The organism is Telluria sp. ZB2R32, from assembly GCF_059685715.1.
In genome coordinates this window covers 69,012-84,746 of the sequence record NZ_JCASIG010000003.1, presented here as the reverse complement: position 1 = coordinate 84,746, position 15,735 = coordinate 69,012, and the positions used below count along the sequence as shown (strand labels likewise).

The 15,735-nt window shown below is 65.1% G+C and carries 12 protein-coding genes and 2 pseudogenes; 5 read left to right on the top strand and 9 right to left on the bottom strand.

What is annotated here, in order from left to right:
- Positions 1-54 precede the first annotated feature (54 nt).
- Both AC56LG_RS09700 and AC56LG_RS09695 read right to left on the bottom strand, forming a co-directional pair.
- On the bottom strand, positions 55-2,535 hold the full coding sequence (locus tag AC56LG_RS09700; protein ID WP_497165910.1) for a PAS domain S-box protein: 2,481 nt from the start codon (positions 2,533-2,535) through the stop codon (positions 55-57).
- A gap of 151 nt (positions 2,536-2,686) precedes the next feature.
- Positions 2,687-5,830, bottom strand: coding sequence for an error-prone DNA polymerase (locus tag AC56LG_RS09695; protein WP_497165909.1), 3,144 nt, complete (start codon positions 5,828-5,830; stop codon positions 2,687-2,689).
- Between the two features lie 598 nt (positions 5,831-6,428).
- Between AC56LG_RS09695 and AC56LG_RS09690 the strand changes: the two are divergent.
- Positions 6,429-7,025, top strand: a pseudogene (locus AC56LG_RS09690) (MATE family efflux transporter); the annotation flags it as partial.
- Here AC56LG_RS09690 and AC56LG_RS09685 read toward each other — a convergent pair.
- The 3 genes from AC56LG_RS09685 to AC56LG_RS09675 form a co-directional block, all read right to left on the bottom strand.
- Positions 7,017-7,634: an exopolysaccharide biosynthesis protein gene (locus AC56LG_RS09685; protein WP_497165908.1), complete on the bottom strand. Its 618-nt coding sequence runs from the start codon at positions 7,632-7,634 to the stop codon at positions 7,017-7,019. The pseudogene AC56LG_RS09690 and the gene AC56LG_RS09685 sit on opposite strands and share 9 nt — an antisense overlap.
- Positions 7,631-9,220 carry a TerC family protein gene (locus tag AC56LG_RS09680; protein WP_497165907.1) on the bottom strand — a complete coding sequence of 530 codons (1,590 nt, stop codon included), beginning with the start codon at positions 9,218-9,220 and terminating at the stop codon, positions 7,631-7,633. The genes AC56LG_RS09685 and AC56LG_RS09680 overlap by 4 nt, the downstream gene beginning before the upstream one ends.
- Before the next feature lie 124 nt (positions 9,221-9,344).
- A complete protein-coding gene (locus tag AC56LG_RS09675; protein WP_497165906.1) occupies positions 9,345-9,671 on the bottom strand; it encodes a hypothetical protein in 327 nt (108 codons plus the stop codon).
- A 69-nt stretch (positions 9,672-9,740) separates the two neighbouring features.
- Here AC56LG_RS09675 and AC56LG_RS09670 point away from each other — a divergent pair, with 69 nt between their 5' ends.
- Positions 9,741-10,526, top strand: coding sequence for a PhzF family phenazine biosynthesis protein (locus AC56LG_RS09670; RefSeq protein ID WP_497165905.1), 786 nt, complete (start codon positions 9,741-9,743; stop codon positions 10,524-10,526).
- 37 nt (positions 10,527-10,563) lie between these two features.
- Positions 10,564-11,532 (top strand): Bug family tripartite tricarboxylate transporter substrate binding protein, encoded by a 969-nt coding sequence (locus AC56LG_RS09665; protein ID WP_497165904.1) that lies wholly within the window; start codon positions 10,564-10,566, stop codon positions 11,530-11,532.
- On the opposite strand, the gene AC56LG_RS09660 is transcribed toward AC56LG_RS09665, so the two are convergent.
- Positions 11,519-12,148, bottom strand: coding sequence for an NUDIX hydrolase (locus AC56LG_RS09660; protein ID WP_497165903.1), 630 nt, complete (start codon positions 12,146-12,148; stop codon positions 11,519-11,521). The genes AC56LG_RS09665 and AC56LG_RS09660 overlap by 14 nt on opposite strands.
- Before the next feature lie 85 nt (positions 12,149-12,233).
- Here AC56LG_RS09660 and AC56LG_RS09655 point away from each other — a divergent pair, with 85 nt between their 5' ends.
- Entirely contained in the window at positions 12,234-12,758 is a 525-nt protein-coding gene (locus tag AC56LG_RS09655) for a hypothetical protein (RefSeq protein ID WP_497165902.1), read from the top strand.
- Here AC56LG_RS09655 and AC56LG_RS09650 read toward each other — a convergent pair whose 3' ends face one another.
- Both AC56LG_RS09650 and AC56LG_RS09645 read right to left on the bottom strand, forming a co-directional pair.
- Positions 12,759-13,550 carry a LysR substrate-binding domain-containing protein gene (locus AC56LG_RS09650; protein ID WP_497165901.1) on the bottom strand — a complete coding sequence of 264 codons (792 nt, stop codon included), beginning with the start codon at positions 13,548-13,550 and terminating at the stop codon, positions 12,759-12,761.
- Positions 13,551-13,633: 83 nt separating this feature from the next.
- Positions 13,634-13,804 (bottom strand): annotated as a pseudogene (locus tag AC56LG_RS09645) (helix-turn-helix domain-containing protein); the annotation flags it as partial.
- Between the two features lie 114 nt (positions 13,805-13,918).
- Here AC56LG_RS09645 and AC56LG_RS09640 point away from each other — a divergent pair.
- Positions 13,919-14,794 carry an oxidoreductase gene (locus AC56LG_RS09640; RefSeq protein ID WP_497165900.1) on the top strand — a complete coding sequence of 292 codons (876 nt, stop codon included), beginning with the start codon at positions 13,919-13,921 and terminating at the stop codon, positions 14,792-14,794.
- On the opposite strand, the gene AC56LG_RS09635 is transcribed toward AC56LG_RS09640, so the two are convergent.
- The gene (locus AC56LG_RS09635) at positions 14,781-15,707 is read right to left on the bottom strand and encodes a LysR family transcriptional regulator (RefSeq protein ID WP_497165899.1); all 927 of its coding nucleotides are present in this window, start codon (positions 15,705-15,707) and stop codon (positions 14,781-14,783) included. The two genes, AC56LG_RS09640 and AC56LG_RS09635, sit on opposite strands and share 14 nt — an antisense overlap.
- Between the last annotated feature and the right edge of the window lie 28 nt (positions 15,708-15,735).

Sequence of the window (15,735 nt, the reverse complement as noted above, 5' to 3'; positions counted from 1 at the left end):
GAAGTTGTCATGTGAGGGATTGCGCAAGGATGTCAGCGTGACACGTCTTGATGCTCAACCGACAGCATGCGGATGCCGCCACACCGTTGGCGAAGATACGATTCCCAACAGTTCCGCCGAGTTCACCGGTTTCACCAGGTGGTAGTCGAAGCCGGCCGCGAGGGCGTGTTCCCGATCCTGTTCCTGCCCATAACCCGTCACTGCAATCAGGAGGCTGTGCGCTGTACCTGCGGAGGATCGCAGCATGCGCGCCAGCTTGTAGCCGTCCATGTGAGGCAAGCCGATATCGAGTACGCATACTTCGGGCGATTCTTTCTCGGCCAACTCCAGTGCGCGCGCTGCACTATGGGCAATGGCGACGTCGTGCCCGGCGACTTCGAGGTACATGGCCAGCATGTTTGCCGCATCGACGTTGTCATCGACGACGAGAATGCGGCGCCTGGCGACGGAGGCCGGCAATCGTTCCGGTCCGTGCGTGGTCTCCGTCGTCCTCGCGTGATGGAGGCGCGGCAAGGTCACGGTAAAAAGACTGCCCTTGCCGGTCCCGTCGCTCGCGCAGCCGACCGTTCCACCGTGAAGCTCGGCCAGGCTCTTCACGAGCGCCAGCCCGATCCCCAGGCCGCCCTGGGAGCGGTCGGAACTGCGTTCCGCTTGGGCGAACAGGTCGAAAATGTGGGCTTGCACCTCGGCTGGAATCCCAACGCCATTGTCGGCAACGTGCAGGAACACGCTTTCCGCACTTGCCTGCATGGTGATGTGAATATTGCCACCGGCGTTCGTGTACTTCGCGGCGTTGTTAAGCAGGTTGGTCAGGATCTGGACGAGCCGCTTGTGGTCGCCCAGCACATGCGCAGGTTCCGGCTCGAGGTCGAGCTTCAGGTGGTGCCGCTTCGCTTCGATCAATGGACGCACCTGCTCGAGCGCATCGGTGATCACCTGCTTCATGTCGGTCTCGGTACTCTCCAATCTCACCAGGCCACGCGTCACCCGGGAGACATCGAGCAGGTCGTCGACCAGCGAGGTCATGTGGCGGACCTGCCGCGAGATGATCTGACTGGTTCGCTTGAGGCGCTCGCGGTCGAGATTGGCGACTTCCATCAAGTCCGCGGCCGCCCGGATCGGCGCCATCGGATTTCTCAGTTCGTGCGCCAGCATCGCCAGGAACTCGTCCTTCCGGCGGTCGGCCTCCTTGAGCGCCGCCTCGACCCGCTTGCGCTCGCTGATATCCACCGACACCGCCAGCAGGCTGTCGATCGACCCGTCGCTCACGCTGCGGATCGGGCTGACCGTATTGCTGACCCACACGATGCTGCCGTCCGGATGGAGATAACGCTTCTCGATCTCGAACGGCTCGCCGTATGCGACCGCCCGCTCGAACAGCGCAAGGTTCAGCGCCAGGTCATCGGCATGCGTAAGATCGCGCATGTGCCGCGTGAGCAGTTCGGCGCGGGAGCGCCCGACAATCGCGCAAAAGCGGTCATTGACACGAATGATGGTGCCAGTCGGGTCGACTTCGCAAAAGCCGGCGCCGGTCTGGTCGAACAGCGAGCGCAGATGGGCCTCGCTTTCCTGCAACGCTTTCTCCGTGCGCCGGCGGTTCGTCAGGTCGACGAAGGTACAGACGGCGCCGGCCAGCTGTCCCTCCTTCCATACCGGCCGTGCCCGGTACTCGACAGGAAAGCCCGTGCCGTCCCGGCGAAAGAACAATTCATTCTCGACGACCGCCGGCGTACCGAACTGCGCAGCCTGATAGATCGGACAATCGCAGACGTGATAGTGCGAGCCATCCGGATGGGAATGGTGAATGACGTCGTGCAGCTTGCGGCCTATAACGTCTTCCTCACGCTCAAAACCAAGCATGTTCAGGAAGGCGGTATTGCACATGATCGTTACGCCTTCACGGTCGACCGAATAGAAACCTTCTTCCGTACAGTTGATGAGCAGGCGAAGATAGTCGCGGCTTTCGCGCACTTCCTTCTCGACGTTACCCAGCCTTAGTGCAAGGCGCGTGCGTTCCATCGACTCCCAGCAGCGGTTTGCTACGGCTGCTACCAGCTGCACCTCGTGCGCCTGCCAACGTCGGGGCACCGACTGGTGCACTGCCATGCCCGCCACCATCCTGCCATCCTTGACGATGGGAACGCTAACGACCGCGCCGATGCCGGTATCGCGATAGGCCTGCAACACGTCCTTGACGCGCGCGTCGGTTTCAACGTCATCGACGACATACGGCAGTCCCAGGCGGTTGAGACGGACGAACTCGGCCCCAAAGGCGGCCATGTCGTAACGCCCCACAATGCTCTGCACCCCATCGGTGTAGTTTCCGGTCAGGGTAAAACTGTCCGTTGCGTCGTCCACATAGGCATACGCACAACGGTGGACCGCGAGATGCTTGCCGAGGATGGAGGCGGCGGCGAAGGTGATCTCTTCCGGCGCAATCAATGGCCATAATGCCTCGTCCAGCCTGGCTACAAACCGGTGACGATCCAGTTCGTCGAGCATGGCCGACTCTTCATCGCGCTGGGAATCGGGCATCTGTTCCTGCTTTACTGTGAAATGTGATGGAGGTTGCGTGGGCGGACGTTATCGGACCCATTTTACCGGTTCGTTCGATACGGCAGCGCAGAATAAGGAAGCCGCAGGCGTCGGGCAAGCGCTCATTCACTTACTAGCGCGACCTGCCAGGTCAACAAAAATCCCTGCTCCCCGTCGTCAACCTCCCCAGCAAATGCGACAAATCCACCAGCCGCTTCGCCACCAGGTGCTTGACTGCCCCCTGGCTCTGCCAGATCCCATACACGCCGAGCAAATTCGCGCCTAATACCTCGCGGCGCTGGTGCTCGACCAGGTCGGGCCAGACGATCACGTTGACGTTGCCGGTCTCGTCTTCCAATGTGAGGAACAGCACGCCCTTGGCGGTGCCGGGGCGCTGGCGCACGGTGACCAGGCCGCAGCCGCGCGCGAGCTGGCCGTCGGCGTACTCGTTCAGCACGGACGACGGCATGAAGCGCTGCGCCAGCAATTGCTTGCGCAAGAGCGCCAGCGGGTGGCGGCCCAGGGTGAGGCCCTGGGCGCGGTAGTCGCCGACGATCTCGTCGCCTTCCGAGGGCGCGGCCAGGACCGGCATCTCCTCGTCGACCGTGGTCGGGCGCAGCAGGTCCTTGTCGGGCACGCCGCCGACCGCCTGCCACAAGGCTTCGCGGCGGTGCCCGGCCAGCGAACGCAGGGCGTTGGCGCCGGCGAGCACCTGCAGGTCGGCGCGGTCGAGCCCTGCCCTCCTCGCCAGGTCGGCCACGTTCTCGAAAGGACGGATCGCGCGCGCGTCTTCGATGCGCGCCGCCGCCTCGCGGCTCATGCCGCGCTGCAGGGACAAGCCGAGGCGCACCGCCGGCTGGCGCGTGGGATCGTCGAGTTCTTCCAGCGTCGATTCCCAGCCGCTGATGGCGATGTCGACCGGCCGCACTTCGATGCCGTGGCGCTGGGCGTCCTGCACCAGTTGCGAGGGCGAATAGAAGCCCATGGGCTGGCTGTTGAGCAGTGCGCATAAAAACGCCGCCGGTTCGTGGCACTTCAGCCAGGAGCTGGCGTAGGCCAGCAGCGCGAAACTGGCCGCATGCGATTCGGGGAAGCCATACTCTCCGAAGCCCTGGATCTGGCTGAAGATCGCTTCGGCGAATTCGAGTTCATAGCCGCGTTCGAGCATGCCGCGCACGATGCGGTCGTAGTACTGTTCGAGGCCGCCTTTCCGCTTCCAGGCCGCCATCGCACGGCGCAGCTGGTCCGCTTCGCCCGGCGTGAAACCGGCGCCGAGGATCGCCACCTGCATCACCTGCTCCTGGAAGATCGGCACGCCCAGCGTGCGTCCGAGCGCGGCGCGCATCTCCTCGCTCGGATAGCGCACCGGTTCCAGTCCCTGCCGGCGGCGCAGGTACGGATGCACCATGCCACCCTGGATCGGCCCTGGCCGCACCACCGCTACCTCGATCACGAGGTCGTAGAACACGCGCGGCTTCATCCGCGGCAGCATGCTCATTTGCGCGCGCGACTCGATCTGGAACACGCCCACCGTGTCGGCCGCGCAGATCATGTCGTAGGTGGCTTTGTCGTCGGGCGGGATGTCCTGCATTTCGAAGAGGCTGCCGTGGCGTAGGCTGACCAGTTCCAGGGCGCGCCGCAGCATCGACAGCATGCCCAGCGCCAGCACGTCGACCTTCATCAGGCCGAGTTCCTCGAGGTCGTTCTTGTCCCACTGGATGACGCTGCGATCGGCCATCGCCGCGTTCTCGATCGGCACCAGGCGCGACAGCTTGCCCCGGGCGATGACGAAGCCGCCCGGATGCTGCGACAGGTGGCGCGGGAAGTTCAGCAATTGCGTGGCCAGGATCGCCCACTGGCGCGACAGCGGCGCTTCCGGGTCGAGGCCACTCTCGGCCAGGCGGTTGAGCAAATCGGCCTTGCTGTCGAACCAGCGGTGGCTTTTGCAGACCTTTTCGATGATGCCGAGATCGACGCCGAGCGCCCGCCCGCTGTCGCGTAGCGCGCTTTTCGGGCGGTAGCTGATGACGACCGCCGCCAGCGCGGCGCGGGTGCGGCCGTACTTGTTGTAGATGTACTGGATGACCTCCTCACGGCGCTGGTGCTCGAAGTCGACGTCGATGTCGGGCGGCTCGTTGCGTTCCTTCGAGATGAAGCGTTCGAACAGCAGGTTGGCGCGTGCCGGATCGACCTCGGTGATGCCGAGGCAGTAGCACACCGCCGAATTGGCGGCCGAACCGCGGCCCTGGCACAGAATGTTGTTCGAGCGCGCGAAGTGGACGATGTCGTAGACGGTAAGGAAGTAGTGTTCGTAACCCATCTCGGCAATCAGCCCCAGCTCGTGCTCGACCTGCGCCTGCACCTTGGCCGGAATGCCTTCCCTGAAACGCCGGTGCGCGCCGATATAGGTTTCGGCGCGCAGGAAACTCGACGCGGTGTGGCCTTTGGGGACGACTTCGTTCGGGTATTCGTAGCGCAGCTCGTCGAGCGAGAAGGTACACAAGGAAGCGATACGGAGTGTCTCGTTCAGCGCCGCGCGCGAATAGATGTTCGCCAGGCGCAGGCGCGCGCGCAGGTGCTGTTCGGCGTTCTGCGCCAGGCCGTAGCCGCATTCGGCCACCGGTTTGTTCAGGCGCGTGGCGGTGAGCGTGTCCTGCAAGGGTTTGCGCGAGCGCACGTGCATCACCACGTGGCCAAGGGCGGCGATGGGCAGGCGGTGCTGCCAGCCGACTTCCTCGACCGTCGCCTGGTGCGCTTCGTCGAAGGCGCGGTGCAGCAGCACCAGGCCGAGCCAGGCGCGCCCCGGGAACTGGGCTGCCACCCACTTGGCCTGGTCGTGCAGGCGGTCGACGTCCTTCGGTTCGTGGCCGGGATACGCGGGAAGCAGGATCGCCAGGCAGCCGGGCATGCCCTGCAGGTGCGCGAACTCCGGCGGCGGAGCCGCGATGTCGTCCGGCGTGAGGAAATAGGCGCCCTTCTCGGCCCGCGTACGCCCCAGCGTGATGAACTCGGACAGGTTGCCGTAGCCGTTGCGGTTCTGGGCCAGCAGGATCAGCGACAGCGCCGGGTCGCCACCCGGATGGCGTAAATGAAAATGGGCGCCGACGATGAAGGGCAATGCGGCCTTTTTGGCTTCGGCATGGGCGCGCACCACGCCGGCCAGCGAACACTCGTCGGTCAGCGCCAGCGCCGCGTAGCCCAGCCGCACTGCCCGCTCCACCAGTTCCTCGGCGTGCGATGCGCCTTGCAGGAAAGAGAAATTCGAGAGGCAGAACAGCTCCGCATAATTAGGCAAATGCGCAGGCAAATGCGCAGGCAAATGCGCAGGCAAATGCGCAGGCAAATTCTGCGTCGGCGGCAAGGGTGGCGGTGACGGCATCGGCAGGTGAAGATGTGAGTTCACAAACTACTGTATAAAAACACAGTATAACCGACGAGATCAACTTAGCAATTGATTTCCGTGCGGATATAAGAAACTTGCCTGAAGAGGAAACGCGTATTCGTCTACGGTGCGCTCGACCTGATGCGTTTTGCGTATAAATTGGTAAATGAATATCGACGAAGTGCCGAACCAATAGGTGCCGAAAAAAGCACGTCGTCTTAACGTAAAACCAACCGGAGAGAAGCCATGAGTAAAAGCCAGGACGCCAAGAAATCGACCAAGAAGGAACCGGCCAAGACTGCGAAAGAAAAAAAGGAGGCGAAGAAGGTGAAACAGGAAGAGAAAAAGCGCCAGCAGTAATCAGCCCATCGGGCACCGGTGCATCAGGCCGCCCTTATCCGGTGGCGGCCAATCCCCTGCCCTCCTACCTTTATTTACCAGAATCACACGCATATCCTGGCTAACCTGCTGCACACCGACTACCAGTTGACCGACGCCTTCCGAGTCGGCCGCCACCTACGGCGTCGGCTCCAACATCCTGCAGGTGATCACGATTCCCGTGATGGGCGTGGCGATGGCGGTGGCGACGCTGGTCGGCCAGAACATCGGCGCCGGCAATGTCGAGCGCGCCGAACGCATCACCTGGCTCGGCACCGTGGTCAGCTTCGTCATCCTGACGCTCTTGGGCGGCATTGCCTGGCTGTGCGCGCCCTGGCTGGTGCGCTTCTTCATCCCGGACGATCCGGACGTGATCGCCGGCGGCGCCCATTTCATCCGCATCATGTGCCTGGCCTGGGGCGGCATCGGCATCCAGCTGTGCATCGTGTCGGCCTTCCGCGCCTCCGGCAACATGCTCGGTGCGATGATCATCGCCATGGTCTCACAATGGATGATCCAGTTCCCGATCGCCTACGTGCTGGGCAAGCACACGAGCCTGGGCGCGGACGGGCTGTGGTGGTCCTTCCCGGTTACCAACGTGGCGGTGGCGCTGATCTCGGTGGCATGGTTCGCGCGCGGCAGCTGGAAGACGACGCGCCTGACCGAGGACGATGCGCAGGTCGCCGAAGTCAGCAAGGAAACGGCGATCGAGGAAGCGACCCTACGCTAGATACTTCATCAGGACGAACAGCCCCGCCTGCACCGCGGCGAACACCACGCCCGACACCAGCACCGCCGACGCCGCGGCCACCGCCAGGCCGCCGACGATCCAGTAGCCGTCGCGTTCCAGGATGCCCAGCGCCAGCATGCTGATCGCCAGCGCCGGCAGCATGTTCCCCAGCGGGATCGGCAGCAGCACCACGATCGCCAGCAGCAGGCAGACCAATCCGACCAGGTATTCCATCGGCGGCAGCGCCAGGGCGCTGGCGCGCGGACGCAGCATGCGCTCGGCGCGCTGCAGCCAGGGGCAGATGCGGCTGATCAGCGCCTGGAAATCGGCGCGCGACATCGAACGGCGCGCGATGAAACCGGGCAGCCAGGGCTGCCGTTTGAACGCCAGTTGCGCCGCCAGCAGCACCAGCGGCGCGCCCAGGATTACCGACGTGCCGGGCAGCGCCGGCAGCGCATTCGGGCAGGCGAACACGAACAGCAAGGCGCCGAGCGCGCGGTCGGACAGCGCCGCCAGCAGGTCGCCGACCGCGATGCGCTCGCGCGCGTCGTCCTCGGCCAGCCCTTGCAGGATGCTGGATAATGCCTGACCACCCGCCCGCTCCATCATCGTGTTCCCTCCACTCCTGCATGCGCCTCTTCGATCTCGGCCGGGGCAATCCGGCGGATCGCCACCCTGGCGATGCGGCGCTCTTCCACCGCCAGGATTTCATAATGCAAGCCATTCAGTTCGACGCTTTGTCCGACCTCGGGGAAGCGTTCGAAATGCGCCAGCAGGAAGCCGGCCAGCGACGTATAGTCGGCATGGTCGCCTACCAGCCCATCGGTGTCCAGCACCTGCTCAAGTTGGCGCAAGTCGGCCGTGCCGATGACTTCCCACTCGCCGGGACCGCGCGCCTGGATCGCCAGCTGCTCGTCCTCGTCCGGAAATTCGCCGGCGATCGCTTCCAGGATGTCCACGGGACTGAGCAAACCCTGCACGCTGCCGTATTCGTCGGTCACCAGCACCAGCTGGCCGTGCGAACGCTTGAGCGTGTCCATCGCCTTGAGCACGCCGGCGGTGTCGGGCAGATAGGTCGGCGCGCGCAAGGGGCTTTCCGCGCCGGCTTCTTCGATGCGTCCGTGCTGCAGCAGGGCAGCGATCAGGTCCTTGGTGCGCGCGATGCCGACGATGTTGTCCAGTTCGCCCCGGGACACCGGGATCAGACCGTGCGGCGTGTCCTGCAATTGGCGCAGGATATCCTCGACGCTGTTGCCGAGGTCGACCCAGGACACTTCCGAACGCGGCGTCATCACCGAGCGGATCGAGCGGTCGGCCAGGGTCAGCACGCCACTGACCATATTGCGCTCCTCGGCGGCGAAGGCGGCTTCTTCTTCGGCCTTTTCGTCCTGCACGGCGTTTGCGGCATCGACGCGGTTGCGTCCGCCCATCAGGCGCAGCACGCGGTCGGCGGTGCGTGCGCGCAGTGGCAGGCGCGCCTCGTTGCGCAGCGAGTTACGGCGCGCGAACTGGTTCAGCGCCTCGATCACGATCGAGAAACCGATGGCCGCATACAGATAACCCTTCGGGATATGGAAGCCCAGGCCTTCGGCAACCAGCGACAGGCCGATCATCAACAGGAAGCTCAGGCACAGCACGACCACGGTCGGATGCGCGTTGACGAAACGCGTGAGTGCCTTCGAGGCCAGGATCATGACGCCGATCGAGATGATCACGGCCGCCATCATGACGCCCAGTTCGTCGACCATGCCGACCGCGGTGATGACGGCGTCGAGCGAGAACACGGCGTCGAGCACGACGATCTGCGCGACGACCACGCCGAAGGCGGCGTACGCCTTGGAACTGGTGTGCGCATGCGTCACGCCTTCGAGCCGTTCGTGCAGTTCGGTGGTGGCCTTGAACAGCAGGAACACGCCGCCGCCCAGCAGGATCAGGTCGCGTCCCGAGAAGCTGAAGCTGCCGAGCGCGAACAGCGGCTCCGTCAATGTAACGAGCCAGGACACGATGGTCAGCAGGCCCAGGCGCATCAGCATCGCCAGCGACAGGCCGATCAGGCGCGCTTTATCGCGCTGGTGCGGCGGCAGCTTGTCGGCCAGGATGGCGATGAAAATCAGGTTGTCGATGCCCAGGACGATCTCCAGGACAACGAGTGTGAGCAGACCCGCCCAGATTGCCGGGTCGAATAGCCATTCCATGGTATACCTCGTTAATATAAGAACAATGTCGTTCCCGGCTGGATGCGGTGCCTGATTGGCACGCGCTTACAGCGGGAAGGCGTGTGCGGACGACGGCCCTTGCCGATGAACGGCAGGACCGCTGTTACACGGGAGGCGGTTTTATGGGGGGAAAGGGCGCAAGGCCGCGCCGCGCGGGCAAAGGCGGGATGACCAGCCGGCCGGGAAGCACCGCAGCCTGCAGGCGCCCTTCCTCGTTCATGGAATCGTGGAAATCGTAGCCGGCCGGAGGTTCGTCGGAATCGGGGTCGCCCAGCGTCTGCAGATCGACGGTGTTCGTGAAGGCGCTGGCTTCGTGCGTGACAGGGGTGTGCGTATCAGTGATGTGAGTCAACGACGCAACAGAGGTCGACAGCGCAAGGACGTTCAGTGGGAACAGCAGGATCAGGAAGATGACGAATACTCGTCGCATGGCAGCGTGGTTGAACAGGACGGGTCGAGTATATCAGCTATTCTGCAGGGCAGTTTTTACAGGATGACCATGAAAATTCAACGATTCACCTGCTTCGGCAGCGGCGACGGCGGCGGCAATCCCGCACTCGTGATCGAGGACGGTCCGGCCGATGCCGCAGGGCGCGCCGCCCTGGCGCATGACAACGCACTGACCTGCGTTTTCATCGACGAAGCCGCCGCACCCGGCGTCGTCGCCACGCTCGATTTCGTCTACCCGCACATGCGCAGTACGCTCTGCCTGCACGCCACGCTGGCGGCGGCGCAGGTGCTGTTCGGGCGGCACGGCGCCGCTCCGGTGACGGTGACGACGGCAATGCACGGCCAGCGCCTGCTGCTGTCGCGCGAAGAAGATAAGGTGTTCGTCGCGCTGGCCCCGCAAGCCGCGCCCCGCGTGGAGATCGTCACCGCCCTGCCCGCGCGCCTGCTGGCAGCGCCCGGACTCGCCTTGGCAAGTGCTCCGGTCATCGCCTCGGTCGGCAGCCCGAAGCTGCTGCTGGAAGTGGCCGATGCGGACACCTTGTACCAGCTGGCGCCCGACCTGGCGGCGATCGCCGCCTGGGGCCGTGCACATGGCGTGAACGGCTGCTATGCCTGGTGCCGCTTGAACGAAAACGAAGTCGAAGGCCGCAACTTCAACCACCTCGACCCGGCCCTGGAAGACAGCGCCACCGGCGTGGCCGCCGGCGCCCTCACCCTCGCGCTGGGGCGTGGATTGCTGCTGCGCCAGGGCCGCGCCACGGGACGCGATTGCCTGATCCGCACCGCACTGGAAGGCGATGCGGTGCTGGTCGGCGGGCGGGTGCATTTGGATTAACATAAATCGATACGAACATAAAACAAACGGAGACCCCATGACCTTCCTGACGACCACCCGGCGCTGCCTGGCCACCCTTGCACTCGCCCTGCCGGCAGCGGCATTCGCCTTTCCGAACGGCCCCATCGAATGGGTCGTGCCCTACGCGGCCGGTGGCGGGTCCGACGTCGTGGCGCGCGTGATCGCGTCCGAAATGACCAGGACGCTGGGCCAGCCGATCATCATCAACAACAAGCCCGGCGCCGGCACCAACATCGGCGCAGCCTATGCCGCCAAAGCGAAAGCCGACGGCCACGTGGTGCTGACGGCCGATACGGCCACCCTGGCCACGAACCAGTTCCTGTATGCGAAGCCGGGCTACAACGCCGAACAGGATTTCGTCCCGGTCGGCCTCATCGCCCGCTTCCCGATGATCCTGGTCGTCAATCCGCAGGTGCCGGTGAAGAACCTGCAGGAGTTCCTGGCCTGGGCCAGGGCCCAGCCCAACCCGGTGGCCTACGGCAGCCCCGGCGCCGGCAGCCCGCATCACCTCGCAACCGAACTGTTTTCCGACCTCGCCAGGGTGACGCTGCTGCACGCGCCCTATAAAGGTGCAGCGCCGGCGGTGCAGGACGTGATCGGCGGCCAGGTGCCCTTCATGTTCGTCGACACCGCCGCCAGCGGCGCCCACATCCGCGCCGGCAAGCTGAAAGCCATCGGCGTCGCCAGCCTGAAGCGGGTGACCGGTTTCGACACCATCCCGACGCTGAGCGAACAGGGACTGAACGGATTCGAAGCCTATGCATGGCAGGGCATGGTGGCGCCGGCGAAGACGCCCGCCGCCGCTGTGAACGCCATGAACGCGGCATTGATCAAGGCCATCGCTACTGACGCCGTCAAGGCGCGCTTCCAGGCGCTCGGCCTGGAAGCGATTCCGGGCAGCCCGAACGAGATGGCCGCCTACGCCAAGGCCGAGCGCGAAAAATGGGGCAAGGTGATCAAGGCGAAGACGATCAGGCTGGATTGAGTTTTGCGAGCAGCGGCCCGTCGCCGGGATGCGTCAGGAATGCCGCCAAGGCCGCGCGCGGCACCAGATGCACCGCCTGCGTCTCCCAGCCCATGTGGGCCGGCGTGCCGCCGCAGCGCTGCGCGCGGTAATAGCGGGTGTAGCTCCGGGTCCGGTTCGAATCGGCCAGCCAGCCGGTGATCCGCACCTGCAGCCCCGATTCCTCGAAGGCTTCGCGGATCGCGCAAGCCTGCAGGTTGACGCCGCCATCGATGCGGCCTTTCGGGAAGGTGGCCGCGTGGCCGCCGAAACGGTTCGACGGCGCCACCAGCCAGATCCTGCCGTCGGCTTCCTCGATGACGACACCGGCCGCGGCCATCTTGCCCGGCGCGACGGCGAACGGCGGCTCGGCGAAAACGAGTTGGCCAGGGACGCCGTTCCAGCCTGCGTCATCGGTGGGCACGTCGTGCCATGGCGCGAAGGCGATCCCGTTCAGAGCAGGCGGCAGGTCACCGCCGGGGATGACGGTTGCGGCTGCGTCGGGGTCGGTCCAGGCGGCGAGCGGGGTCGGGGTGCTGGGACGATGCAAGACGACAGGTTCGCCATGGTCGTCGAGGTGGGGATGGTAAGTCGGCATGCCGGTCTGTATCGGAAAGGATGGTTGGACGCGCCCAGTTAAAATACATTCTCAAAAGGCAACGCGAAAGTCCCCTCACACTACCATGGCCGATCTGAAAACAAGCGCCATCAAGCAGTTCTGCTACGTTGGCATCACGATCGGCATGTTTCTCGCGGTGAACTGGGTGAATGAAGCTGCGTTCCTTTGGCTCGAACAAAGCAACGGAATCAATTGGGTCTTCCTTCCAGCCGGCATCCGCCTCCTGTCCACCCTGCTGTTTGGCTTCGCCGGATTCATCGGCTTGTTCCTGGTCGGCCTCTACCTCGACTTCCACCATTTCGTCTTCCAGGATGAAGTGCGTGCGCTGAGCGGCGCATTGGCGGGCGCCGGCGGTCCTTATCTTGCCTATCTGTTCGCGAAACACTGGTTCGACCTGGGTCCGCGCCTCGCGAACCTGACGGCGCGCCGGCTCTTGATGACCGGCGTGCTATGCGGACTCATGAGCCCTGTTTCCCACCATGCGTTCATGTGGGTGCAGACCGGGCTGGTGGACTGGACCGCGCTGCTGGCGATGATCACCGGCGATATCGTCGGTATCCTGGTCGTGCTGTATATCGCCAAGGGCTGATTACGCTGACCGATCCGCGCGATGTGGATGCGCATCTTCGTTAGATGCCTGCACAAAATCGATGAACGCCCGCAGCGGCGCCGGCAAATGGCGCCGTCCCGCGTAATACAGATACGGCCCCGGAAACTGCGGCCACCAGTCGCGCAGCACCGGCTGCAACTGGCCCGCTTCGATAAACGGCGCCAGCCAGTCTTCGAACAGGTAGACCAGGCCGTGCCCGGCCACCGCGGCCTGCACCGCCATGTCGGCCACGGTCGGCGTCACGATCAGCGGGCCGCTGGGGTCGACCGTCAGGCGCTGGCCGTCGCGCTCGAACTCCCACGGGAACACCAGGCCGCTGAGGAATTTGCCGCGCAGGCAGGCGTGCTGCAGCAGTTCGCGCGGGTGCTGCGGCACGCCGCGCCGCGCCAGGTAGGCCGGCGACGCCGCCAGCGCGAAGCGCTCGCTGCGCGGACCGACCGGCAGCGCGATCATGTCCTGTTCCAGGCGTTCGCCGTAGCGGATGCCGGCGTCGCAACCGCTGGCGACGAGGTCGACGAAGTTATTGTCGACGACGATGTCGAGCACGATGTCCGGATAGCGCGTCAGGAAGCGGTCGACGAGCGGCTGCAGGAAGGAGCGCGCCGCGCTCACCGGCACGTTCAGGCGCAGGGTGCCGCGCGGGCTGTCGCGCAGCTCGTTCAACACGTCGAGCGCGCCGGCGACCTGCTCGAGCGCGGGACGCAGCCGCGCTAGCGGCAAGGCGCCCGCTTCGGTCGGCGCCACGCTGCGAGGTTGTGAAAAAATCGCCATGGCTGCGTTGCCTCGTCTCGCCGTACACTCGTACTGTCTTCGACTCGGCGCCTTGCCCTGACGATTTTTTCACAACCTCTGCGCGTGGTGCGCAGCAGCAGGCGGATGCCGAGCTGCTTTTCCAGGCGGCGCACTGCTTCGCTCAGGCTGGAGGCCGACTGGCCGCTGGCGCGCGCGGCCTGGCGAAAGCCGCGGTGCTCGGCCACCAGGGCGAACAACGGCAGGTCGGCCAGGGCATGCAGGTCGGTCGTCATGTTGTCCTCATTGTGCGGATTTCGGCACAGCCCGTGCGCGATTACCCGGATTATCACATGCAATGATCCTCATTAGTATCTGGTCATGCATTACTCACCCAACCGAGGACGCCCATGACCACCATCGACAGCTTCACCCCCGCCGGCACCGATCTCCATTTCAATCGCATCGGCTACGGCGCCATGCAACTGGCCGGCCCGCACGTCTGGGGGCCGCCGCGAGACCGCGCCGCGGCGCTGGCCGTGTTGCGCGCGGCAGTCGATCTCGGCATCAACCACATCGACACCTCGGATTTCTACGGTCCCTACGTCACCAACCAACTGATCCGCGAGGCGCTGCACCCCTACCCTGCCGGCCTGCACCTGGTGACCAAGATCGGCTTCCTGCGCGCACCCGATGGCGCCTGGATGCCGGCAGCCGCGCCCCAGCAATTGCGCGACGCCGTGCACAGCAACCTGATCAACCTCGGCGTGGAAGCGCTCGACCTCGTCAACCTGCGCGCACCGGGACTGGACGGCGCCGACGGTTCCTCGATCGGCGCGGCGCTGGACGTGCTGGCCGGCCTGCAGCGCGAAGGACTGGTGCGCCATATCGGCCTGAGTAACGTCAATGCCGCGCAAGTGGCCGAGGCGCAGCGCATCGTGCCGATCGCCTGCGTCCAGAACCACTACAACCTGGCCCACCGTGGCGACGATGCGCTGATCGACACGCTGGCGGCGCAGGGCATCGCCTACGTGCCCTTCTTCCCGCTGGGCGGTTTCTCGCCGCTGCAATCAACCACGTTGAACGAGGTGGCCGTGGCAGCAGGGGCGACGCCGATGGGGGTGGCGCTGGCCTGGCTGCTGCAGCGTGCTTCGAATATCCTGGTCATTCCGGGTACGTCGTCGGTGGCGCACCTGCGCGAGAACGTGGCGGCGGGCAGCCTGAAGCTCGATGCGGCCGCGGTGGCGGCGCTGGACGGGATCGGCGAATCGGCTATAGCAACCTGATCCCCGGCAGCGCCAGCAGCGAGGTCTCGCGCATCACCTGCACGAAGTCGGCCAGGTAGGCATTCCCCGCCAGCCGCTTCGGGACCACCGCATACAGGCGCGCGGTGAGTCCCTCGGGACCGATGCGCTGGCGCGCCACGTAGCCGCGTTCGAGGTAGCCGTTCACGGCCCACAGCGGCAGCGCAGCGAAACCGCGTCCGCTCGCCACCAGTTGCAGCATGCCGACGGTGAGTTCGGTGGTGCGGCGCGGCGGCTCGACGCCGGCGGGACGCAAGACCTGGCGCACCAGGTCGAGCATGTCGTCCGGGACCGGGTAGGTAATCAGGGCCTGGCCGGCGAAATCCTGCGCCTCCAGGTGCGGCTTGGCCAGGCACGGGTGCCCGAGCGGCACGATGGCGACCATCTCGAATTCGAACAGCGGGTGGAACACCATCTCCGTTTCGTTGTCGTCGAACTCGGAGACGATCGCCACTTCGGCGCGGTCCTGGTGCAGCAGGCCGACCGGGTCGGCCTGGAAGCCGGAGACGATGTCCTGCTCGACTTCGGGCCAGCGCTCGCGCAGCGCATCCATCGACGGCATCAGCCAATCGAAACAGGTGTGGCATTCGACGGCGATGCGCAGCTTGCCGCTGCCGTCGCTGGCCATCCGCGCCAGGTCGCGTTCGGCGGCGCCGACCAGCGGCAAGACCTGGCGCGCCAGGTCGAGCAGGCGCTGGCCCGCCGCCGTGAAAGCCACCGGCGCCGACTTGCGCTCGAACAGGACGGCGTCGTACTGGCGTTCCAGCGCCAGCACCTGGTGCGACAGCGCCGATTGCGTCACGTTCAGCAGTTGCGCCGCGCGCGAGATGGTGCCGGCTTCTTTCAGCGCCAGCAGGGTGCGCAGGTGGCGCAATTCGAGAAGAGAGATGGCCATGAATATTTTTCAGGTGATCAGCAAAATT

Coding starts and splice junctions, on each gene's coding strand:
- AC56LG_RS09685 (WP_497165908.1), bottom strand. CDS start 7,634: ATGATGGAGCGGGCGGGTGGTCAGGCATTATCCAGCATCCTGCAAGGG.
- AC56LG_RS09700 (WP_497165910.1), bottom strand. CDS start 2,535: ATGCCCGATTCCCAGCGCGATGAAGAGTCGGCCATGCTCGACGAACTG.
- AC56LG_RS09665 (WP_497165904.1), top strand. CDS start 10,564: ATGACCTTCCTGACGACCACCCGGCGCTGCCTGGCCACCCTTGCACTC.
- AC56LG_RS09675 (WP_497165906.1), bottom strand. CDS start 9,671: ATGCGACGAGTATTCGTCATCTTCCTGATCCTGCTGTTCCCACTGAAC.
- AC56LG_RS09670 (WP_497165905.1), top strand. CDS start 9,741: ATGAAAATTCAACGATTCACCTGCTTCGGCAGCGGCGACGGCGGCGGC.
- AC56LG_RS09660 (WP_497165903.1), bottom strand. CDS start 12,148: ATGCCGACTTACCATCCCCACCTCGACGACCATGGCGAACCTGTCGTC.
- AC56LG_RS09650 (WP_497165901.1), bottom strand. CDS start 13,550: ATGGCGATTTTTTCACAACCTCGCAGCGTGGCGCCGACCGAAGCGGGC.
- AC56LG_RS09640 (WP_497165900.1), top strand. CDS start 13,919: ATGACCACCATCGACAGCTTCACCCCCGCCGGCACCGATCTCCATTTC.
- AC56LG_RS09680 (WP_497165907.1), bottom strand. CDS start 9,220: ATGGAATGGCTATTCGACCCGGCAATCTGGGCGGGTCTGCTCACACTC.
- AC56LG_RS09635 (WP_497165899.1), bottom strand. CDS start 15,707: ATGGCCATCTCTCTTCTCGAATTGCGCCACCTGCGCACCCTGCTGGCG.
- AC56LG_RS09655 (WP_497165902.1), top strand. CDS start 12,234: ATGGCCGATCTGAAAACAAGCGCCATCAAGCAGTTCTGCTACGTTGGC.